21 protein-coding genes are annotated in these 21,029 nt (G+C 41.4%); 10 read left to right on the top strand and 11 right to left on the bottom strand.

Translation table 11 applies throughout. From position 1 onward, the window contains the following. Positions 1–95: 95 nt before the first annotated feature. A complete protein-coding gene (locus CXF93_RS07770) occupies positions 96–1,823 on the top strand; it encodes an acetolactate synthase 3 large subunit (protein WP_101061859.1) in 1,728 nt (575 codons plus the stop codon). Continuing rightward, positions 1,820–2,314, top strand: a complete 495-nt coding sequence (gene ilvN, locus CXF93_RS07765) for an acetolactate synthase small subunit (RefSeq protein ID WP_019441678.1) — start codon at positions 1,820–1,822, stop codon at positions 2,312–2,314. The genes CXF93_RS07770 and ilvN overlap by 4 nt, the downstream gene beginning before the upstream one ends. Before the next feature lie 87 nt (positions 2,315–2,401). Here the strand turns inward: ilvN and CXF93_RS07760 are convergent, their stop codons facing one another. After that, a complete protein-coding gene (locus CXF93_RS07760; RefSeq protein WP_101061858.1) occupies positions 2,402–2,752 on the bottom strand; it encodes a DUF3802 family protein in 351 nt (116 codons plus the stop codon). A 247-nt stretch (positions 2,753–2,999) separates the two neighbouring features. Further along, the gene (locus tag CXF93_RS07755) at positions 3,000–3,773 is read right to left on the bottom strand and encodes an enoyl-CoA hydratase (RefSeq protein ID WP_101061857.1); all 774 of its coding nucleotides are present in this window, start codon (positions 3,771–3,773) and stop codon (positions 3,000–3,002) included. 243 nt (positions 3,774–4,016) lie between these two features. Between CXF93_RS07755 and CXF93_RS07750 the strand changes: the two genes are divergently transcribed. From CXF93_RS07750 to CXF93_RS07740, 3 genes are read left to right on the top strand one after another with little or no spacing between them, the layout of a single operon-like run. Further along, the gene (locus CXF93_RS07750; RefSeq protein ID WP_101061856.1) at positions 4,017–5,813 is read left to right on the top strand and encodes an assimilatory sulfite reductase (NADPH) flavoprotein subunit; all 1,797 of its coding nucleotides are present in this window, start codon (positions 4,017–4,019) and stop codon (positions 5,811–5,813) included. Then, complete coding sequence (cysI, locus tag CXF93_RS07745; RefSeq protein WP_101061855.1) at positions 5,813–7,501, top strand: assimilatory sulfite reductase (NADPH) hemoprotein subunit; 1,689 nt, start codon at positions 5,813–5,815, stop codon at positions 7,499–7,501. The genes CXF93_RS07750 and cysI overlap by 1 nt, the downstream gene beginning before the upstream one ends. Then, positions 7,494–8,255: a phosphoadenylyl-sulfate reductase gene (locus CXF93_RS07740; protein ID WP_101061854.1), complete on the top strand. Its 762-nt coding sequence runs from the start codon at positions 7,494–7,496 to the stop codon at positions 8,253–8,255. The genes cysI and CXF93_RS07740 overlap by 8 nt, the downstream gene beginning before the upstream one ends. A 73-nt stretch (positions 8,256–8,328) precedes the next feature. Here the strand turns inward: CXF93_RS07740 and CXF93_RS07735 are convergent, their stop codons facing one another. The 3 genes from CXF93_RS07735 to CXF93_RS07725 form a co-directional block, all read right to left on the bottom strand. Continuing rightward, positions 8,329–8,718: a hypothetical protein gene (locus tag CXF93_RS07735; RefSeq protein ID WP_232784141.1), complete on the bottom strand. Its 390-nt coding sequence runs from the start codon at positions 8,716–8,718 to the stop codon at positions 8,329–8,331. Positions 8,719–8,886: 168 nt separating this feature from the next. Further along, positions 8,887–9,327, bottom strand: a complete 441-nt coding sequence (locus CXF93_RS07730; protein WP_101061852.1) for a phosphoadenosine phosphosulfate reductase — start codon at positions 9,325–9,327, stop codon at positions 8,887–8,889. Positions 9,328–9,476: 149 nt separating this feature from the next. Continuing rightward, complete coding sequence (locus CXF93_RS07725) at positions 9,477–10,934, bottom strand: aminoacyl-histidine dipeptidase (RefSeq protein WP_101061851.1); 1,458 nt, start codon at positions 10,932–10,934, stop codon at positions 9,477–9,479. A 324-nt stretch (positions 10,935–11,258) separates the two neighbouring features. Between CXF93_RS07725 and gpt the strand changes: the two genes are divergently transcribed. From gpt to CXF93_RS07700, 5 genes are all read left to right on the top strand, one after another. Continuing rightward, positions 11,259–11,720, top strand: coding sequence for a xanthine phosphoribosyltransferase (gene gpt / locus CXF93_RS07720; RefSeq protein ID WP_101061850.1), 462 nt, complete (start codon positions 11,259–11,261; stop codon positions 11,718–11,720). Between the two features lie 241 nt (positions 11,721–11,961). Further along, the gene (gene crl / locus CXF93_RS07715) at positions 11,962–12,372 is read left to right on the top strand and encodes a sigma factor-binding protein Crl (RefSeq protein WP_101061849.1); all 411 of its coding nucleotides are present in this window, start codon (positions 11,962–11,964) and stop codon (positions 12,370–12,372) included. Positions 12,373–12,559: 187 nt separating this feature from the next. Next, complete coding sequence (gene proB, locus CXF93_RS07710; RefSeq protein WP_101061848.1) at positions 12,560–13,663, top strand: glutamate 5-kinase; 1,104 nt, start codon at positions 12,560–12,562, stop codon at positions 13,661–13,663. A gap of 10 nt (positions 13,664–13,673) precedes the next feature. Beyond that, a complete protein-coding gene (locus CXF93_RS07705; RefSeq protein WP_101061847.1) occupies positions 13,674–14,930 on the top strand; it encodes a glutamate-5-semialdehyde dehydrogenase in 1,257 nt (418 codons plus the stop codon). A 110-nt stretch (positions 14,931–15,040) separates the two neighbouring features. Beyond that, entirely contained in the window at positions 15,041–15,775 is a 735-nt protein-coding gene (locus CXF93_RS07700) for a hypothetical protein (RefSeq protein WP_101061846.1), read from the top strand. A 98-nt stretch (positions 15,776–15,873) separates the two neighbouring features. Here CXF93_RS07700 and lipA read toward each other — a convergent pair whose 3' ends face one another. The 6 genes from lipA to mltB all read right to left on the bottom strand — a co-directional run bounded on the left by lipA (position 15,874) and on the right by mltB (position 21,020). After that, positions 15,874–16,839, bottom strand: coding sequence for a lipoyl synthase (lipA, locus tag CXF93_RS07695; protein ID WP_017222748.1), 966 nt, complete (start codon positions 16,837–16,839; stop codon positions 15,874–15,876). Next, positions 16,832–17,503, bottom strand: coding sequence for a lipoyl(octanoyl) transferase LipB (gene lipB, locus CXF93_RS07690; protein WP_101061845.1), 672 nt, complete (start codon positions 17,501–17,503; stop codon positions 16,832–16,834). Before lipB ends, lipA begins: the two co-directional genes overlap by 8 nt. Before the next feature lie 67 nt (positions 17,504–17,570). Further along, positions 17,571–17,840 (bottom strand): DUF493 family protein YbeD, encoded by a 270-nt coding sequence (gene ybeD / locus CXF93_RS07685; protein ID WP_101061844.1) that lies wholly within the window; start codon positions 17,838–17,840, stop codon positions 17,571–17,573. Positions 17,841–17,932: 92 nt separating this feature from the next. Then, complete coding sequence (locus CXF93_RS07680; protein ID WP_101061843.1) at positions 17,933–19,099, bottom strand: D-alanyl-D-alanine carboxypeptidase family protein; 1,167 nt, start codon at positions 19,097–19,099, stop codon at positions 17,933–17,935. A 144-nt stretch (positions 19,100–19,243) separates the two neighbouring features. Then, on the bottom strand, positions 19,244–20,035 hold the full coding sequence (locus tag CXF93_RS07675; protein ID WP_101061842.1) for a septal ring lytic transglycosylase RlpA family protein: 792 nt from the start codon (positions 20,033–20,035) through the stop codon (positions 19,244–19,246). Beyond that, a complete protein-coding gene (gene mltB / locus CXF93_RS07670; RefSeq protein WP_101061841.1) occupies positions 20,025–21,020 on the bottom strand; it encodes a lytic murein transglycosylase B in 996 nt (331 codons plus the stop codon). The genes CXF93_RS07675 and mltB overlap by 11 nt, the downstream gene beginning before the upstream one ends. Positions 21,021–21,029: the final 9 nt, after the last annotated feature.

Raw genomic sequence — 21,029 nt, 5'->3', positions numbered from 1 at the left:
TCTAATTCAATGGGAAGTTTAAACTTGTAACTAATTTGTTACAATGTGGACAGTTGTCAAACTAGAATTAGGAAATGGGCCGGGAGGGCCTGCTTATGGAAATGTTGTCTGGTGCCGAAATGGTAATCCGCTCACTGGAAGATGAGGGTATTGAGCATATCTTCGGTTATCCTGGTGGCTCTGTTCTTGATATTTATGATGCGTTATTCGAATCAAGTCAAATTGAACATTTTTTAGTGCGTCATGAGCAAGCTGCAGTACATGCTGCAGATGGTTATGCACGTTCAACAGGGAAAGTTGGTACGGTCTTAGTTACATCAGGACCTGGTGCAACAAACTGTATTACTGGTATTGCGACTGCGTATATGGATTCAATTCCGTTGGTTGTGTTATCAGGTCAGGTTCCTACTTCAATGATCGGTAACGATGCATTTCAAGAAACGGACATGATGGGTGTATCTCGCCCTATCGTAAAACACAGTTTTTTATGTAAAACAGCTTCTGAGATCCCAGAAGCTATCAAAAAAGCATTTTATATCGCGTCAACAGGTCGTCCTGGACCTGTGGTAATTGATTTACCAAAAGATACGCAAAACCCATTAGCTAAATATCCGTACAAATACCCTGAGAACGTGTCTATGCGTTCATATAACCCAGTTACATCGGGTCATAAAGGCCAAGTGCGTAAAGCTGTTAAAGCAATTGCAACGGCTACAAAACCAGTACTTTATGTCGGTGGCGGTGCAGTAATTGCAAACGCTGAAGCACAAGTGCTGAAGTTTGCTGAACAGTTAAATTTACCGGTTACCAATACCTTGATGGGGCTGGGTATTTTCCCTGGCACACACCCACAAAATATCGGTATGTTAGGTATGCATGGTACGTTTGAAGCGAATAAAACCATGCATAACTCAGACCTTATTATTTGTCTCGGTGCACGTTTTGATGATCGTGTGACCAATGCGATTGATAAATTCTGCCCAGAAGCAAAAATTATTCATGTTGATATCGATCCAACATCAATCTCTAAAACAGTCCATGCGGATATTCCAATTGTTGGTTCTATCGAAGTGGTTGTTGAGCAGATGCTGGAGATTATTGCAGAATTGGATGTTACCGCCAATGAAGAAGAGCGTGCTGCGTGGTGGAAACAAATTGATAGCTGGCGTACTAAGCAGTGCCTAAGCTATGAAACTGGTACATCGATTAAGCCACAAGCGGCAATTGAAGCCTTGTACAAACATACTGACGGTAAAGCCATCATTGCTTCGGACGTAGGTCAGCATCAAATGTTTGGTGCCTTGTATTATCCATATGATAAACCACGCCAGTGGATTAACTCCGGTGGACTAGGGACTATGGGCTTTGGTTTCCCTGCTGCAATGGGTGCTAAAATTGCAAACCCAGAAAAAGTAGTATGTTGTATTTCTGGTGATGGTTCTATTCAGATGAATATTCAAGAACTATCAACTTGCCTGCAGTATGGTATCGCAGTGAAGATTATTACCCTGAATAATGGTGCGTTAGGCATGGTTAAGCAGTGGCAGAAAATGTTTTACGATGGTCGTCACTCTCATTCTTATATGGAGTCTATGCCTGATTTTGTTAAATTAGCTGAAGCTTATCATCATGTTGGTATTCAGGTGAGTAAACCTGAAGATCTTGATAAAGCCTTTGCTGAATGTTTCTCGGAAGAAAATAAAAATCGTGTGGTATTCATGGATATTATTATTGATCCGGAAGAGCATGTATATCCGATGCAAATTAAATACGGGGCAATGGATGATATGTACCTAAGTAAGACGGAGAAAACCACCTCATGAGACGTATAATTTCAGTATTAACAGAAAATGAATCGGGTGCATTGTCGCGTATCGTTGGTTTGTTCTCACAACGTGGTTATAACATTGAGTCTTTGACTGTTTCTACGACAGATGATGAAACATTGTCGCGTTTAACCTTGGTTACCAACGGTGACCGCGCGGTTGTCGAACAGATCATGAAGCAATTAAACAAGCTGATTGACGTGCTAAAGGTGAGCGATCTTACTGAAGGTCCGCATATTGAACGTGAGCTGTTATTGATTAAAGTTAAAGCAGCTGGTTTTGTGCGTGCAGAAGTCAAACGTACATCGGATATCTTCCGTGGTCAAATCGTCGATATCACTGATTCTTTGTACACAGTACAACTTGCAGGTGATAGCGATAAGCTTGATGCCTTTATCCAAACATTAGCATCGAGCACTGAGATTGTAGAAGTTGTTCGAAGTGGTGTTTGTGGTATCGCTCGTGGCGAACGTTGTTTAAAAGCATAATCCCGCTTTTATGCGTATAAAAAAGCCAGCTCATGTTATGTGAGCTGGCTTTTTATTTTGCTTTAATTCATTATTTTCATCTAGCGTTTATACTAATTTAGATAATTCACTATCAAATAAATTTTTCATTAAACCAACAAATTCTTCGATAAATGCCATTTGCTCATGACTCGGTGAGATGTCCCAAGCACTTGATAATACTTCTTCTAAATCACCGACAATGGCGTCTATCTCGCGGATGACGATAAAACGGTGTTTTTCAGTAAGCTGTTGATGCTGATTGCATACCATCATTGTATTATTGGCAATATGTTCAGAAAAAATATCGCCAATTGTGTCTGTTGTAGACGCCGCTTGCTGATTATGGTGTTCAAAAATAGCTAAGTTATCCGCTAAAAAGTGGATTAGCTGAATATAACCATCACTGTTTGTTATCATTATTATTTACCGCTTCAAATATAAACATCACATGCTATTGCGTCGTTGCTAGCTAATAGTGGATTACACCGCTATGCGGATATAAACATGTATAAGGCTTAATTATGCGCTGACCGCTTTGATAGGTAAAGTAGAACAGAAAACAAAGCACTATTTTTTGTTCTACTTTGCGTCATATCAATAATTTCGTCAGTGAGTTTTCAATAGAAGCATATTGAGTAGCTATAAATAGGTACTTGGGATGCGGTTAATTAAATCGTGAAAAATCTGGCTTACGTTTTTGCATAAAAGCCGATACCGCTTCTTTAGATTCTTCGCTCTCAAGTGCCGCAGAGAAGTACTCAAGCTCAACGTGGATCACTTGTTCAATTTTGCTAATCAGTTCAGCTTTCATTAATTTTTTGGTATTACGCAGTGATGCTGGCGCTTTCGTGGCTAATTTTAATGCACTTTTTTCAGCCATCGCAAATAATTCATCTGCTGGCAGTACTTTATTGGCAAGGCCGATTTCCAATGCGGTTTGGGCATCAAATTTATCTGCTAGTAACATTAGTTCGGCGGCGCGTTGATGTCCAGCTAGGCGCGGTAATATCAGGCTAGCAGCATATTCAGGTACGGCAGCAAGATCAGTAAATGGCAAGCGTAGTACGGCGTTATCGGCTAGGTAGACTAAATCACAATGCATGAGCATCGTGGTGCCAATACCGACAGCAGGACCTGCGGCGGCGGCGATCACTGGTTTTGAGAAGTGTAATAATGCCAGCATATACTGCACCAGTGGCTGGTCTTTAGAAAAATCCATACCATTCATGAAGTCAGCCATGTCATTACCGGCACAGAAACAACTCTCTGAACCGCGTAATATCACCACACGTACCTCTGGGTTGTTATCTGCTTGGCGAAAAGCCTCGGCTAACTCGGTATAAAACGCCCCATTAAATGCATTGAGCTTATCTAAGCGATTGAGGGTTAACGTAAGTACGCCTTGTGCATTCAATTCAATGAGTAAGTAAGTAGCCATTTTGTCATCCTGATAATGGTGTTTTGAGAGCACTATTTTGCCATGTAAAGCACTTGAATTGAACTGCTAATGTTAATGGTAGGTAATAGTTATGTTAATCGTGTTTGTGGTTTATTTGTAATATAGGGACAAGTCAATCTGGCTCTATATAACTAAATGGAATAAAAAATCATTATTTATTCTTTGTGGTTATCCTTAACAGTGGTTAATCTTGAATTAATTCAGCACAGTGGAAGCCGTAATATGCTATTAAAGGAACTATCATCATTAACGAGTCCGTTGAGTGAGCCGCAGTTATCGAAATTGCAATTGGCACTTAACGATTTGTCTCCAACGCAAACCGCATGGGTAAGTGGATATTTGGCAGGGATCAGCCAAGCATCTGGAGAGCAAGTGCAGGCACAAGGCGCGGTATCTCAACCAGCCCAACGCGTGACTATTTTATTTGGTTCGCAAACCGGTAATGCCAAAGGTGTGGCAACGGAGCTTTTTGAGCAAGCACAAGCACAAGGCATTGCAGCCCGACTTGTGAATATGGGCGATTATAAAGCCAAAGAATTGAAAACAGAATCGCACTTATTAATTGTTGCGAGTACTAATGGTGAAGGCGAAGCACCAGATGATGCTGTTACCTTCCATGAATTTTTAGCCTCTAAAAAAGCCCCTAAAGTACCAGCACTTAAATACAGTGTTTGTGCATTAGGTGATTCAAGTTATGAATTCTATTGCCAAACTGGTTTAGAATTTGATGATCGTTTAGCGGCGCTAGGCGCAGAAGCGCTTGTCGTACGTGCTGACTGCGACGTTGATTATGATGACGCAGTGGCAACGTGGAGCGAACTTGCACTGGCAGCGGTTAAAGCAACGCTAAAAGAAGCCATAACGTCTGCAGCACCGATTGCAGCAGTAGCGTCAAATCACGTTGCTAATACCTATTCGAAAAAGAAGCCGTTTAAAACCGAGTTATTAATCAATCAAAAGATCACCGGCCGTTTTTCCGATAAAGACATCCGCCACGTTGAGATTGCATTAGAAGATACTGGTATTAGCTATCAAGCAGGTGATGCGTTAGGGATCTGGTTTAAGAATGATCCTGTGCTTGTCGATGCGATTCTAGACCAATTAGAATTAGATGGTGCCGAAATCGTTACGCTAGCCAATGAAACGCAAAGTTTACGTGATGCATTGATTAATCGTTTCGAGTTAACGCAGAGTTACCCAAGCTTTGTTCAGGCTTATGCTGAACTATCTGGCTCGAAAAAATTAGCTAAATTGCTCGATGATAAAACCGCGCTACGTAATTATTGTTATGGCCGCCAAATCTTAGATGTGATTGACGAGAAGAAAGCTAAATTAACTGCCACGCAGTTACTGAGTGGATTACGCAAGTTAACGCCACGTCTTTACTCAATCGCTTCAAGCCCTAATGAGGCTGAAGGTGAAGTGCATTTAACCGTTGCTGTAGTTGATTATCAGCAAAGTGGTGAGCAACGTATTGGTGGCGCTTCAGGCTTCCTCCAGCGTCTTGAAGAAGGTGCTGAGATTGAAGTATTTGTTGAACACAACGATAACTTCCGTCTACCAAGTAACGATGATACCCCTGTGATCATGGTTGGTCCTGGTACGGGTATTGCGCCATTCCGTGCATTTGTACAAGAACGTGATGTACGTGAAGCGACAGGTAATAATTGGCTATTTTTTGGTAACCAACATTTTACTGATGACTTCTTGTATCAAACCGAATGGCAGGATTATTTAAAATCAGGTCTATTAACTAAGATGGATGTAGCGTTCTCACGCGACCAAGCTGAAAAGATTTATGTACAAGATCGCTTACGTGAAAATGCTGCAGAGCTGTATGCCTGGTTAGAGCAAGGTGCACATGTTTATGTTTGTGGCGACGGCGATAGAATGGCGAAAGATGTCAATGAAGCATTGATCGAAATTGTAGCAGATCAAGGTAAATTAGCGCGTAGCGAAGCAGAAGAGTATGTTGCTGAACTACGTCGAAATAAACGTTATCAGAGGGATGTTTACTGATGAGCGACAAAAAATTAGCGGTTAACGAACGCATCAAAACCGAAAGTAATCTTTTACGCGGCACCATTGCTGAAGGTCTGGCAGATCAAATCACTGGCGGACTGTCAGATGATGATATGCAGTTGACTAAATTCCATGGTTTCTATCAGCAAGATGATCGTGATATTCGTGCCGAGCGTCAGAAACAAAAATTAGAACCTCGCCATAGCTTTATGCTACGTGCTCGTGTTCCCGGTGGTATTTGTACACCACAGCAATGGTTAGAGATAGATCGCATTGCTAGTGACCTTACTATTTATGGCAGCATTCGTTTAACGACGCGCCAAACGTTTCAGTATCACGGTATTTTAAAGCCGCAAGTGAAGCCACTGATCCAAGCGTTAGGCTCGGTTAATCTCGATTCGATTGCGGCTTGTGGTGATGTCAATCGTAATGTGATGTGTACACCGAACCCAGTTGAATCGGCATTACATCAAGAAGCTTATGCTTGGGCAATTCGTTTAAGTGATGACTTATTACCTAACACCAATGCGTATGCTGAATTATGGTTAGACGGTGAGAAAGTAACGAGTAATGAAGTTGAGCCTATGTATGGTCCGACTTATTTACCGCGTAAGTTTAAGATTGCGGTGGCGATCCCACCACACAATGACGTTGATATTCATGCTAATGATTTAAACTTTGTCGCAATTGGTGATAACGGTAAATTAGCTGGTTTCAATGTCTTAGTTGGCGGCGGCATGGGCACGACTCATGGCGATGTGAACACTTTCCCACGTTTAGCGGATGACTTAGGTTTTGTTAAACCTGAAGATGCAGTTGAAGTGGCGAAAGCGGTGCTAACAGTACAACGTGATTGGGGTTGCAGAACGGATCGTAAACGTGCACGTTTGAAATATACACTTGAAGATAACGGTGTTGATAAATTCCGTGCAGAAGTTGAATTACGTTCAGGTATTAAATTTGCCGTACCAAAAGAAATTGTCTTTACTACCCGTGGCGATCGTTTCGGTTGGATCAAAGGCGTAGATAATAAATGGCATTTAACCCTGTTTATTGAAAATGGCCGTATTATTGATACCGATACCCACCCGATTAAAACCGGGTTAGTTGAGATTGCTAAGATCCACCAAGGTGATTTTAGAATGACAGCCAACCAAAACTTAATCATTGCCGGTGTCGCAGAGCAAGATAAAGAACAAATAGAGCGTCTTGCACGTCTATATGGTTTGTATTCTGATGAGATAAGTCAGCAACGCCTAAATTCGATGGCATGTGTTGCCTTACCGACATGTGCGTTAGCAATGGCAGAAGCTGAGCGTTATTTACCATCATTAGTAACCAAAGTGGAAGGTCTGTTAACAAAACACGGTATTCCAGATGAACACTTTGTCATGCGTATGACGGGTTGTCCAAACGGTTGTGGTCGTCCATTCCTAGCGGAAGTTGGCTTTGTTGGTAAAGGCCCTGGTAAATATAATATGTATTTGGGCGCGAAGAATAACGGCATGCGTTTAAACAAGATGTACCGTGAGAATATTGGTGAAGCTGAAATTTTATCGATTCTTGATACCCTGATAGCTGAATGGGCAACTAATGGCTTAGCTGATGAACGCTTTGGTGATTTTGTGGTGCGTAGTGAAGTGATTCAACCTGTGATTATTGCGTCGAGAGATTTCCATGGCTAAATTGAACCTAGATGAATTATTAACGTTAGATAAGGCTAGTCAGAAAGCGGCTTTAACGGTGGTTAATGCTCAGCTAGAGGGAATGACTGCACAGCAACGTGTCGATTGGGCTGTGACTGAATTAGGTGACAAGCTAGTATTGTCATCGAGTTTCGGTATCCAAGCGGCAGTCTGCTTACATTTGTTAACCCAGTTTAAAGCTGATATTCCGGTTATTTTAACCGATACCGGGCACTTGTTTCCCGAGACATATCAGTTTATTGATGAGTTAACGGATCAGCTAAACCTTAATTTACAGATATATACCGCGCCCCAGTCTGCAGCTTGGCAGGAGTCGCGTTATGGTAAATTATGGGAACAAGGTGTCGAGGGTATTACTCAATACAATGTGCTGAATAAAGTTGAACCGATGAAACGCGCGCTGAAAGAATTAGGTGCGCAAGTGTGGTTCTCTGGTTTACGTCGCAGTCAGTCATCAAGTCGTGAAGCATTACCGGTATTGTCTATTCAAAATAGCTGTTTTAAATTTTTGCCTATTATTGATTGGACCAACAAAGAAATTCATTACTATTTGCAAGATAACGGTTTAAGTTACCATCCGTTGTGGGAGCAAAATTATGTATCAGTCGGCGATGTGCATACATCTCGACCATTGGAAGCTGGCATGACGGAAGAAGAGACACGCTTCTTTGGTCTAAAGCGTGAATGTGGTTTACATGAAGAGATCGATGAAGTGGGTGGCAGTGGTATTTAATCGCTAAGCCATCTCCAGTTTATCTCGTTGAGTTATTTCTTGGTTAATAAAGCTTAGTGCTAATTCGTTGGTACTAAGCTTTTTGCCATTCAGGAATAGCGTTATCAATCGGCGCTGCTTCAGGTGTCGATTGTTTTTGTTCTTTTTCATCTTCTGCTGTTGATTTCTTGGCTTCATCTAATTCTTTTTGCAACTCTTCAACTTTCTGTTTGGTTTTATCCCAGCCGGATTCAGCACCTTTTTTTAAGGATTCTAACCACTCATCGCTGTTATCCGCACTCTCTTCTAATAGCTCATCCGTTTTGCCTTTCGCGGCTTCCATGGCTTTATTTGTTGCTTCTTTGGTTTTATCCCATGCTTCTCCCATTGCGTCTTTAGATGCATCCCACGCATCATCAGCGCTAGTTGCTTGTACCGTAAATGTCGACAAGCAACTGGCTAGGCTGATTATTAAAATGGACATTCTTTTCATCATCACTCGCTTATTGTTTAAATAGGATTGGCTATATATAACTAAATTGTAGCAAATATTACTGTCTTGCGTCATCCCTCAATGGGTATACGCCTGATGTTAGTCTTATTGAATTAATCATAACGGTTAGGAGTGAGTAGTAGGTTTATGCCTGCAGTGCTATGTATGGAGTAAAAGTGCGATTGCATCAATTTTGTATTTAGCGGTGATAACTAACAACAGGGTGATGAGGGCGAGTAGGGTACCGCATATCCCAGCAACTTTCCCCTGTAACCAAGTGAGCATACCTATGGCGATAATGAATAAAAACAAGGCCGCGCTAGCTGACGTGGTACCAATCGCACGTACTTGACTGATTTGTTCTAATACTGCTGCAGAGAAGGTCGTAATTGTCGCCACTTCAATACTTAAACGTACGTCTATATACAGCGCCACAACAAAGAGTAAAGAAGTCAGGGTAAACATCAGTAGGGTGATGCTGCTGTAAAGACTTTTGCGGTGGCTACGTAAGATTTGAGCGGCGATAGATAAAGAAAAACCAGCCATTAAACCACTGATAAAAGACACTTGATTGGTCTGCAGTTCGAGAATTTCATTCATAGGTGATCACCATTTATGGACGTTGTAGCATTATAATCCTGAGGTTATATTAGTATTTTAGCTGCAAAAAAGCCAAGTACGAGACTTGGCTTTGTGATAACGATTAAAGACTCACCGCAAGTGAGGCAATCGGTATAGCGTGTTTTCGCTTACTTAGCTGGAATTGCTTTTAGGATCGCCAGTAAGTATTTCCAGAACATGCCTACTGTTTCGATTTTCACTTTCTCGTCTGGAGAATGTGGGAAACAGATCGTTGGGCCAAATGATGCCATGTCCATTGTTGGGTATGAAGTCTTGAATAAACCACATTCTAGACCGGCATGAATAACCATGATTTTTGGTACAGAACCAAATTCTTTTTCATATACATCACGCATGATCTGCATCACTGGTGAACTTGTATCTGGTTTCCAGCCTGGGTAAGCACCGTCAAATTTCACTTCGGCACCCGCAAGTTCAAATACCGATGCGATCATTTCTTGTGCATCAAGACGACAAGAGTCAGCTAAAGAACGGATCAAACATTGGATATGCACTGTTTTACCGCGTGATTGAATTACACCAAGGTTAGATGATGTTTCAACGACACCTTCAATCTCATCACTCATGCGCAGTACACCATTGAATACACCGTTAAGTGCAGCAATAAGGCGAGTCTGGCAATCTTGAGTAATCACTGTCGGTTCATTTGGAACGGGGATTAGTGAGATTGAAAAATCAGGTTCTGTCGCTATAAGCTCTTTTTTAACTGCTTTAGCAAAGAATTCTAAACACGCTTTAAATTCTTCACGCTGTGTTGGCGCAACCGTAATAACGGCAAAAGCTTCACGTGGAATGGCGTTACGTAGTGAACCGCCGTTAATCTCAACCAGGCGAACACCCATATCACGACCAGCTTCTTTTAACAGACGAGCCAGTAATTTGTTAGCATTACCGCGACCAAGGTGAATATCAACACCTGAGTGACCGCCTCTTAGGCCAGAAATAGATATTTCAAATGTTTGGTGATCTGCTGGGGTGTCTTCACGTTCGATAGGGAAAGATACGGTGGTATCGATACCGCCAGCACAACCCATGTAAACTTCGCCTTCGTCTTCTGAATCTGTGTTTAGTAGGATCTCACCTTCTAACCAACCCGCTTCAAGACCAAAGGCGCCAGTCATGCCAGCTTCTTCATCGATAGTCACGAGTACTTCAAGTGGACCATGTTCAATGTTGTCTGAGAAGATAACCGCAAGGCTTGCCGCTAGACCGATACCGTTATCAGCACCTAATGTGGTACCGCGGGCAGTAACCCATTCGCCGTCAACATAAGCATCGATCGGGTCTGTCACAAAGTTATGCTCAGTGTCAGAATTTTTCTGTGGAACCATGTCCATGTGCGCTTGTAAAACCACACCTTTGCGATCTTCCATACCCGCAGTGGCCGCTTTACGTAAGATAAGGTTACCAACTTTATCTTCTTTGCATTCGATATTATGATCTTTCGCTAATTGTTGGATCCACGCAGAGACTTTCTCTTCATGCTTTGAAGGACGTGGGTTTGCACACATTTGCTCAAAAATATTCCAGACAACTTGCGGTTCTAAATTACTTAAATTTGCCACTTGGGTAGCTCCTTAATTGGAATTAATCATTATATTTAGCATGATACAAAGGATGTTCCAGTTTATTACGATAGTAAAGAGGAATATTCCAAATGTACTGTGTTAATCTATAGTTCTGCGATACCGTAAACAAGTTGTCGCTTTATCCTGCTCCATAAGGGGTAAATGCTAGCGAATAACTTGTCCTGATGGTCAAGTACTGGTATCTTTATGGGTTACAAATTGAGTGTGCAAATTTGAATTTTTTGTGCATAAACCCGTCGTTGATGATTTTATATAGCTACACATTAGTTCGTTCGCTAAGTGTATATAGAGGTTGGTTAAATGAGTGATAAATTTATAGTATCTTGGGATGATTTACAGCGTGATACGCGTAAACTAGCTCGTAAACTGCTGCCAGCAACACAGTGGAAAGGTATTATTGCGGTTAGCCGTGGTGGTTTAGTACCTGCCGCTATTCTTGCGCGTGAATTAGAATTACGTCATGTTGATACAGTATGTATCTCAAGCTACGACCACGATCATCAGCGTGATATGACAGTATTAAAATCAGCACCGGGCGACGGCGAAGGTTTTATTATTATTGATGACTTAGTAGATAGCGGTGAAACGGCGAAGACAATTCGTAGCATGTATCCTAAAGCTAAATTTGTTACTGTTTATGCTAAGCCACTTGGTGAGCATTTAGTTGACGACTTTGTTACTCGAATTAGCCAAGACACTTGGATCGAGTTACCTTGGGATATGGCTATTGAGTTCGTAGAGCCAATCTGTAAACAAGGTTAATTAAATTATAGAGAATATACGTCAGTCTGTATTCTCGTTATTAAACAGTGTCGTAAATTACGACACTGTCATTTTTCAGTATTATATTCCGATAGACGGAGGTTATTTAGTCGTATAATTTGCCCATCCATTATTGTCAACTATACTTAGTAGTTATCCCCCGACATTTATAGTGAATTATTTATAACGCTTAACTCATCACGCCTCGCTCATCACGAACAACAAATGAGAGATAATCATTATGGCAATACCGACTGATCCCGATTTGATTTATTTTCGTAAACGTATTCGTATTTTGAATGCGCTTGGCCCTTATTTAAGAGAGAATAATTGCCAACCCACCTATTTTTATTTCGATTGTTTTAGTGTCTGTATTGATGCCAATGCAGAGCCTGAAGAACGCCAATTTTATGGTTGGTGGCTAGAGATGGAATTAGTGGGCAATACGTTTGAATATCACTATCAGTTTGGCACATATAATAAAGCTGGTGAGTGGATGGTAACGCCAATACCGAAAACGTTTCAGCAGGATGTCACACAATCGCTTAATGCATTTTATGAGAAGTTATTTGTTTGTTTGACCGAGCAATTGCACTGTAACCTTAAACCTTCCGCTATCTTGGCTAAAACGCTGATCTTGTCTGCTGCATAGCATCCTAATCATGTCGTTATTTTCATCAATTCGATTCGATCCTGTGGTTTGTTAATCAATGCCGCGTCAGATCTGATAAAAGTACAGTGTTTCGCTGTACTTTCCCCACCTATCAAGCTTTCCGCTATTGTATAAAAGTGTTTCTCAGGTCAAAATACTGATTAAGTTAGTAACGAGAATGAGTTAAATGGCTAAGAAAACCATCGTGGTGAAGTTAGGAACCAGTGTATTAACCAGTGGCACGGCTAAAATAGATCGTGCGCATATGGTTGAATTGGTTCGTCAGTGTGCACAGTTGTACAAACAAGGGCATGACATTATTGTTGTAACATCTGGCGCGATTGCTGCTGGACGTGAGCATTTAGGCGCCCCTGAATTAGCCCCCACCATGGCAAATAAGCAGATGTTGGCCGCTGTAGGTCAAAGTCAGCTTATTTTTATTTGGCAAAGCTTGTTTAATATCTATGGCTTGAATGTCGGTCAGATGTTGTTAACACGTGCAGATCTCGACGATCGTGAACGATTTTTAAATGCGCGCGATACCATGCGGGCATTGTTAGATAACCGCATTGTGCCGATTATTAATGAAAATGATGCGGTAGCAACCGCTGAAATTAAAGTCGGTGACAATGATAATTTATCAGCCCTGGCAGCAATTTTAGCTAATGCAGATACGCTTATGCTACTCACGGATCAAGAGGGTCTGTTTACCGCTGATCCTCGCAGTAATCCGGACGCAAAATTAATTGAAGTTGTTGATGTGATTGATGATGAATTACGTCAATTAGCCGGTGGCACTGTTGGTGGTTTAGGCACTGGCGGTATGGCAACAAAATTACAAGCGGCTGAAATAGCATGTCGTTCAGGCATTGATGTTGTTATTGCGGCGGGTATTGCTGAAGATGTGGTATTGCGTGTTGCCGAAGGTAAACGTGTGGGTACCTTATTCCCTTCACATATAACCCCATTAGAAAGTCGTAAGCAGTGGATCCTTGCTGGCCCACCGCCATCGGGTGTTATTGTCATTGATGACGGTGCTGTTAATGCGGTACGTCAAAAAGGCAGCAGTTTATTACCGAAAGGCATCTCTGAGGTGTTAGCTACTTTTAAACGTGGTGATATCGTGCAGTTACAAACATTACAAGGCAAACTCCTGGGGCGTGGTATTTGTCGCTATACCAGCGATGAGCTAAGAACGATTGCGGGTTGTCATTCGTGTGATATCGAAAGCAAGTTGGGTTATGGCTACGGTGCTGTTGCCATACATCGTGATGATTTAGTTTTATTTTAAGGAAGATACCGTGTTACAAGAATTAGGAAAGAAAGCCAAAATTGCGAGTTATGAATTAGCAACGCTAACAACCGCACAAAAAAATAATGCATTAGAATGTATTGCTTGTGAGCTTGAGAATCGCCAAGCAGACATTTTAGTCGCTAATGCTAAAGATATCGATGCTGGCAAACAAAACGGTTTAACCGCTGCGTTACTTGATCGTCTATTATTAACAGAAGCAAGACTTGCGGCAATTATCGCTGACGTACGCAGCGTTATCGCCTTACCTGATCCAGTAGGCGCAGAGTCTGAAGGTAAGGTATTGGAAAATGGTTTACGTTTATCCAAGCGTCGAATTCCGTTAGGCGTGATGGGCGTGATTTATGAAGCCCGCCCCAATGTAACGATTGATATTGCGGCATTAAGTTTAAAAACCGGTAACGCTGCTATTTTACGTGGTGGTAAAGAAACGGTGCATTCAAATGTCGTGTTAGTGAATGTTATTCAAGCGGCATTAGAAAAGGCGCAATTACCAAAAGATGCAATTCAGGTGATTGCGGATCCAAATCGTGAACTGGTGACGGCACTATTGAAAATGGATAAGTATGTCGACATGATCATCCCACGTGGTGGTCCTGGTTTGCATCGCTTATGCCAAGAGCAAAGCACTATCCCGGTGATCACTGGCGGTATGGGTATTTGCCATGCATTTGTTGATGCGTCTGCTAATGTTGAAGATGCATTAGCGATCATTGAAAATGCCAAGGTACAACGCCCTTCAGCTTGTAATGCATTGGATACAGTACTGGTACATAAAGACATTGCTGTCAGCTTCTTACCATTGTTAGCAGTACGCTTAGCAAAAAATGCAGTTGAATTACGTGCTGAGCCAAAAGCCCATATTGCATTATCAAACGTTAATGCCAAGAACTTGCATGTTGCGACAGCAGATTGTTTTGATCAAGAATGGCTAGCGTTAGTATTAGGTGTAAAGGTTGTTGACGATGTTGAGGACGCGATTGTTCATATCCGAGAGCATTCCACAGAGCACTCTGATGCGATTTTAACGGATAACCTAACCAATGCGACGCGTTTCTTGAATGCGGTTAACTCAGCGGCTGTTTACGTCAATGCAAGTACACGCTTTACCGATGGTAGCCAGTTTGGTTTAGGCGCTGAAGTAGCGGTATCAACACAAAAATTACATGCTCGTGGTCCGATGGGACTCGAAGAGTTAACCACCTATAAGTGGATTGCAATCGGTGATGGTTTAATTCGCCCATAAGTTTTGCAGTGCTAATTTGATTAGCCGTGTTAATTGATTAAATGCTAAGGCAGTCCCGTTATATGTGACTGCCTTTTTTATATTCGCTTAAGTAAAATGTGGGAGAATTTATGACTCAACAAAATGGAAATAAAGCGGCTACAAAGTTTAATACATCAGCGGTATTGGCGGCAGCCTTGATTGCCGCTAGCTTAAGTTATTTTTCCTATGCGGTGCTGAATTTAACCAAAGAAGTGACCGAAGTACGTAAGGCATTCCCGGATATATTAAAGCAAATTGATGATCTTTCGGTACAAATACCGGCGATAGTCGCACAAATAGACACGATTAATACACAAAACATCCCCAATATACTCGCTGAAGTCGAAGCTGTGCGTGATAGTGTGCCTGCCATTTTAGCTGAAACTGAAGCCATCCGTGTGGCGATACCAGCTATTTTACAAGAGGTTGAAGCTGTTCGCCTTGCCGTTCCGCCAATTTTGTCTGAAGTCGCCGCAGTACGCGCGGAATTACCTGCAATATTAAAGCAAGTTGATGCGGTTAATAAGCAAGTTCCGAGTATCTTGAGCCGTGTGGATGCGGTCAATAAGCGCGTAGATGATATTAACCTATTGATCCCACCTATTTTGACTCAGGTAGAGAAAATACGTGTGGATATACCGCCGACATTAACCCGCGTTGAAGCCTTGGTAGACGCCAGTGATCAGATTGGTGAAAATGCGTCGAAGGGCGCAACAAAAGGGGCTATTAGAGGTGTTTTAGAGTTACCGGTAGATGCGACGAAACGTTTATTTACGGCACCGGGTTCTTATTTTGAACAAGAGGCAACCAAGTCATCTGAATAAATTAAAGCTAACAGCGGATTAGAGTAATCATGTTAGCTTTAATTCGATTTAATGCAGGTTAATTCTTAATTCTTAATTCTTAATAAATAAGTAAAGAATTAAGAAACTGCTTTACCTTGTGCTTGCAAGTCAGCATGGTAAGACGAACGTACGAATGGACCGCAAGCTGCATGCTCAAAGCCAACTTCTTTTGCAAGTACGCCTAGCGCATCAAAGTCGTCTGGATGAACGTAACGCTTTACTGGTAAGTGATGACGGCTAGGTTGTAAATATTGGCCTAGTGTCAGCATCGTTACATCGTTTGCGGCAAGATCTTTAATTACTTCTGCAATCTCTTCGTTGGTTTCACCCAAGCCCATCATTAGACCTGACTTAGTTGGAACCGTTGGGTGCATTTCTTTAAAGCGTTTTAATAAACGTAAAGACCACTGGTAATCAGAACCTGGACGCGCCATTTTGTAATGCTGTGGTGCAGTTTCTAGGTTATGGTTAAATACATCTGGTGGTGTATCTTTAAAGATTTCTAATGCTTTATCCATACGACCTTTGAAATCTGGTACCAAAATTTCGATTTTGATTTCAGGGTTCAATAAACGAATTTCACGGATACAATCAGCAAAATGTTGGGCGCCACCATCACGTAAATCATCACGATCTACAGAGGTGATAACCACATATTTAAGCTTCATTTTAGCAATTGTTTGTGCCAGCTTAAGCGGTTCTTCTTGCACGAGTGGTAATGGCTTTCCATGGGCAACATCGCAGAATGGGCAACGACGTGTACAAATTGCACCCATGATCATAAAGGTTGCAGTACCGTGGTTAAAGCACTCAGAAAGATTTGGACATGATGCTTCTTCACAAACTGAATGTAGGTTGTTTTCACGCATCACGTTCTTAATTTCTTGGATGCGAGCAGAGCTTTTCGGTAGACGGATTTTCATCCACGATGGCTTACGCAGAATTTCATCAGTATCAGAAGCAATAATTTTCACTGGAATTTTAGCCATTTTATCTGCGTCGCGAAGTTTAACGCCAGGCTCTAATCGAACGGTTTTACTCATGCTCTGTTAATCCATCTTTGAAAGTTAATTGGGTGTAGTCTAGCAGGGAACATAGGTGTTCGACTAGCTTAGGTTGTATTTCTTCTAAGCTGGTAGCACCACCAAGATCACTTGTTTGGGTCATTTCCATACCCGCGTAACCACAAGGGTTAATACGCAAAAAAGGTGATAAGTCCATGTTTACATTCAATGCTAGACCATGAAATGAACGGCCTTTTCTGATCCTTAAACCGAGTGAAGCAACTTTTTTGTCAGCCACATAAACACCTGGTGCATCTGCGCGAGGGTAGGCTTCAATACCTGATTCTGCCAGAGTGGCAACAATACCGTTCTCGATATGCGTAACAAGAGCACGAACGCCAAGCTTACGACGCTTAATATCGAGTAAGAAGTACACCACTTGCTGACCAGGACCGTGATAAGTAACTTGACCACCACGATCGGCTTGCACGACTGGAATGTCGCCAGTGGCGAGGATATGTTCAGCTTTACCAGCCTGACCTTGGGTAAACACCGGGTCGTGCTCAACAAACCAAAGTTCATCTTCAGTACTGTCGTCTCTGTTCTCAGTAAACGCCTTCATCGCGTCAAATACAGTGCTGTAAGGTTGGCGATTAAGTTGACGAATTATAATGCTATGTTCTGACAAAATATGCTCTTCCATATGATTAACACCAACGCAAAAAATCTAATTAGTAACACTAATTAGATTTTTATTTTGACATTATTTATTATAAAACGCGGACCACACCTGGGATCGCACCAAAAGCGATATATAAGCTTTCTACTTGCTTGTTATCTTGTACTTTAACTTTGATAGTGACTGAGTTATAAGTACCTTTGCTGCTCATTCTAGAGCTAGGAGCATAGTTACCTACGACATGTTTTTGTGCCACAGCAACAATATTATCTTCGAGTTTAGGATCGCTATTACCGATAACTTTAAAGTTAAATAGACAAGGGAAATCAAGTAGTTCGTCGAATTTTGTATTTAAAGACATTAGTTTTCTCGTACCTTAAAAATAATGGCAAAGGAGGCAATTGCCTCCTTTGTATTGGTCATTATAATCGGGTAACGGTGTCAGGGAAAGGATTAACCAAACCAACCAGTAAATAATAATTTGAAATAATCAATTAATCGGCTAAACCAGCTACCCAATTCAACGTCTTCAAGCGCGATTAAATCAGCCTGAGCAATCTCTTCATCGTTAAGGTTATAGAATACTTTACCGACGATATCGCCTTTCGCAATCGGTGCGCTTAGCTCTTTTTGAATTTCAAAGTTAGCGGTTAGATTTTTTGCTTGGCCACGGGGTACTGTCAGCGTTAATTTATTTGCTAGACCTAGTTCAACTTGTTCTTGCTCACCCATCCAAACACGTTCTGCAACGATACTTGAGTTTGCTTCATGTAATGTTACTGTTTCGTAGAAACGGAAACCAAAGTTTAATAGTTTTTTACTTTCAGCTTTACGCGCATCACCGCTTTTAGTACCCAGTACCACTGCAACTAGACGCATGTTATCTTTGGTCGCTGAAGATACTAAGTTAAAACCAGCACCTGAGGTATGACCGGTTTTAATACCGTCTACGTTCATGCTTTTATCCCATAACAAGCCATTACGGTTGTATTGGGTGATGCCGTTGTAGGTAAATTTCTTTTGCGAATAAATGCGGTATTCTTCAGGTACATCACGGATTAGTGCAGCCCCTAATGTCGCCATATCACGCGCTGTGGTGTATTGTTCTTTGCTATCTAAACCGTGGCTATTAGCAAAGTGAGTTGCATCCATACCGAGCTGTTTGCTCCATGAATTCATTAACTGGGCAAATGCGCTTTCAGTGCCTGCGATGTGTTCAGCCATTGCTACGCAAGCATCATTACCAGATTGCACGATAATGCCTTGGTTCAATTTTTCTACCGTGATAGTTTTACCAACTTCGATAAACATTTTTGATGAGTCAGGGAAATTTTTAGCCCAGGCATTTTTACTGATGGTTACTTGATCATCTAAGTTGATATTACCGGCTTTGATTTCTTGACCAATCACATAACTGGTCATCATTTTAGTCAGGCTGGCAGGTTTTAATGATTCGTCAGCATTTTTTTGTGCGATAACTTTACCGGAATCAAAATCAACTAATATGAATGCCTTAGCTGCAACGACTGGGGTATCAGGAATAACGCTGGGTGCTGCACTTAATGAGAAACTCGCCATTGCTAGGCTCGTTAGGATAAGTTTTTTTAATTGATTGGCCACGTTTCACTTCGCTATAATTAAATTTGTGATTAAGTTTCTGATAACTTAAGTAAATAAACTTGATTAAATGGTTTTTAATTAAGTTTATTCGATAATGGCAGCTAGTTTATCAAACTAGCTGAATGATGTATTACTATTTAAAGTTTATTTATTAGATACCGTTTTACTGGAAAGTTCCTTCAAAATATAAGCATTTGTATATTCTTGCTTAACTTTAGCTAATAAACCCTGTGCTTGCTCTGACTCTGAGAGCGGCCCAAGTTGTACTCGATGAAACTTGCCACTGATGACTAAGCGATTTTCAGTACTGTATTTAGTCCCTAAACTGTCGGCAATTTTTTGTGCTTTCGCTTTATTACTTGAGGCTAACACTTGAATGAACCACTGCGGTTTCGGGGTAAATAAACTGCTGTTATCGGCAGTCGGAATGATTAATTCAACACGTACATTAGCTGTACCAGATTGCAGCATATCTAATTTATACGCCGCCGCATACGATAGATCAATAATACGTTCTGAATGAAAAGGTCCACGATCATTAACACGCACTACTACCGTCTTATCATTACCTAGGTTGGTTACTTTTACAAAGCTTGGTAGTGGTAAATTCTTGTGCGCAGCAGACATAGAAAACATGTCATAGACTTCACCGTTGGAAGTATCATGACCATGAAACTTATTGCCATACCAAGATGCTTTACCTTCTTGGGTTAAGGTTTTTATGTCTCGCCATACTTTATAGTCAATGCCACGCACTTGATAGTCGCGATTGGCATAACGACTATAGGTTTGCGGCGTCGGTACTGCATCTGCAATATCATCCAGTTGAGGAATATTCTCTGGCGCGTGATCATCACTATACTGATAACGCGAAGAAGAACATGCGGCCAATAGACCGCAGATACAAAGTAGGGTTAAGCGTTGTTTATTGCGCATTTTTAGCTTGTTTAATTTTTTCACTTAATTGAAATACAGCCATTGCGTATAATGGACTGTGGTTGTAACGGGTAATACTGTAGAAGTTATCTAGATAAACCCAGTATTCATCGCTATCAAGCTGCTGTAATTTAAGTAGCTTAACAGGGCTTGAGTCTTCGATAGTAATGGCTGGTACGCGATCATCAGATTCTTTCAATACCACACCCGCAGCTGTTAGGTCTGCCCATGTGTGTTTGATGCGTAATGATGAACTCAGTAATTCCGCTACTTTTTCACTGTCGGCTTTGACTGGATAAGCAACAGAACCATCAGTTTGCCAGTTATGCTTGTTAAAGTAGTTAGCAATACTACCAATCGCATCCACAGGATCGTTGATCATGTCCACTTTACCGTCACCAGAAAAATCCACGCCGTAGTGGCTGTAACTTGATGAGATAAATTGACCTAACCCCATAGCACCCGCATATGAACCTTGCGTTTCAGTTAGCTTCCAACCTTGTTGTTCGCTTAACTTGATGTATTGAGCGAACTCTTGACGGAAAAACTTACCACGTGATGGATAATTAAAGCCCAGAGTATAGAGCGAATCTAATACTGAAAGATTGCCTTTGTATTTACCGTAGAAGGTTTCAACGCCCATGATCGCGACGATCACTTGTGCTGGTACACCATATTCTTTTTCAGCCCTAGCAAAAACGTCTTCGTACTGGTTCCAGTACTCAACACCTTTGTTAATACGGCTTTCGGTAATAAAGATGGGCGCGTATTTATACCAAGGCTTTTTTTCCCAAGGTGTTTTGATCTTGGTTAATACATTTTCATCAAAATTAGCTTGCCCAATGGCGTCTGTCAGAACCTGTTCTGATATGTCATATTTACTACTTAATTCTTCGACCCAAGTCTTGTGCTCACTGGTTAACTCAGCACTATTAGCTTGAAACGCTGCTAAACCTAGCAGAAATAATACTTTTTTACCTAACATCTGAATTCC

The sequence above is a fragment of the Moritella sp. Urea-trap-13 genome (genome assembly GCF_002836355.1).
Taxonomy (GTDB): Bacteria; Pseudomonadota; Gammaproteobacteria; order Enterobacterales; family Moritellaceae; genus Moritella.
The sequence above is the reverse complement of the archived record's forward strand: the minus strand, read 5'-3'. Positions and strand labels throughout refer to the sequence as shown.

What these genes read in the sequence shown, in the direction of transcription:
- CXF93_RS07770 (WP_101061859.1), top strand. Translation starts at nt 96, where the DNA reads ATGGAAATGTTGTCTGGTGCCGAAATGGTAATCCGCTCACTGGAAGAT.
- ilvN (WP_019441678.1), top strand. Translation starts at nt 1,820, where the DNA reads ATGAGACGTATAATTTCAGTATTAACAGAAAATGAATCGGGTGCATTG.
- CXF93_RS07760 (WP_101061858.1), bottom strand. Translation starts at nt 2,752, where the DNA reads ATGATAACAAACAGTGATGGTTATATTCAGCTAATCCACTTTTTAGCG.
- CXF93_RS07755 (WP_101061857.1), bottom strand. Translation starts at nt 3,773, where the DNA reads ATGGCTACTTACTTACTCATTGAATTGAATGCACAAGGCGTACTTACG.
- CXF93_RS07750 (WP_101061856.1), top strand. Translation starts at nt 4,017, where the DNA reads ATGCTATTAAAGGAACTATCATCATTAACGAGTCCGTTGAGTGAGCCG.
- cysI (WP_101061855.1), top strand. Translation starts at nt 5,813, where the DNA reads ATGAGCGACAAAAAATTAGCGGTTAACGAACGCATCAAAACCGAAAGT.
- CXF93_RS07740 (WP_101061854.1), top strand. Translation starts at nt 7,494, where the DNA reads ATGGCTAAATTGAACCTAGATGAATTATTAACGTTAGATAAGGCTAGT.
- CXF93_RS07735 (WP_232784141.1), bottom strand. Translation starts at nt 8,718, where the DNA reads ATGTCCATTTTAATAATCAGCCTAGCCAGTTGCTTGTCGACATTTACG.
- CXF93_RS07730 (WP_101061852.1), bottom strand. Translation starts at nt 9,327, where the DNA reads ATGAATGAAATTCTCGAACTGCAGACCAATCAAGTGTCTTTTATCAGT.
- gpt (WP_101061850.1), top strand. Translation starts at nt 11,259, where the DNA reads ATGAGTGATAAATTTATAGTATCTTGGGATGATTTACAGCGTGATACG.
- crl (WP_101061849.1), top strand. Translation starts at nt 11,962, where the DNA reads ATGGCAATACCGACTGATCCCGATTTGATTTATTTTCGTAAACGTATT.
- proB (WP_101061848.1), top strand. Translation starts at nt 12,560, where the DNA reads ATGGCTAAGAAAACCATCGTGGTGAAGTTAGGAACCAGTGTATTAACC.
- CXF93_RS07700 (WP_101061846.1), top strand. Translation starts at nt 15,041, where the DNA reads ATGACTCAACAAAATGGAAATAAAGCGGCTACAAAGTTTAATACATCA.
- lipA (WP_017222748.1), bottom strand. Translation starts at nt 16,839, where the DNA reads ATGAGTAAAACCGTTCGATTAGAGCCTGGCGTTAAACTTCGCGACGCA.
- lipB (WP_101061845.1), bottom strand. Translation starts at nt 17,503, where the DNA reads ATGGAAGAGCATATTTTGTCAGAACATAGCATTATAATTCGTCAACTT.
- ybeD (WP_101061844.1), bottom strand. Translation starts at nt 17,840, where the DNA reads ATGTCTTTAAATACAAAATTCGACGAACTACTTGATTTCCCTTGTCTA.
- CXF93_RS07675 (WP_101061842.1), bottom strand. Translation starts at nt 20,035, where the DNA reads ATGCGCAATAAACAACGCTTAACCCTACTTTGTATCTGCGGTCTATTG.
- mltB (WP_101061841.1), bottom strand. Translation starts at nt 21,020, where the DNA reads ATGTTAGGTAAAAAAGTATTATTTCTGCTAGGTTTAGCAGCGTTTCAA.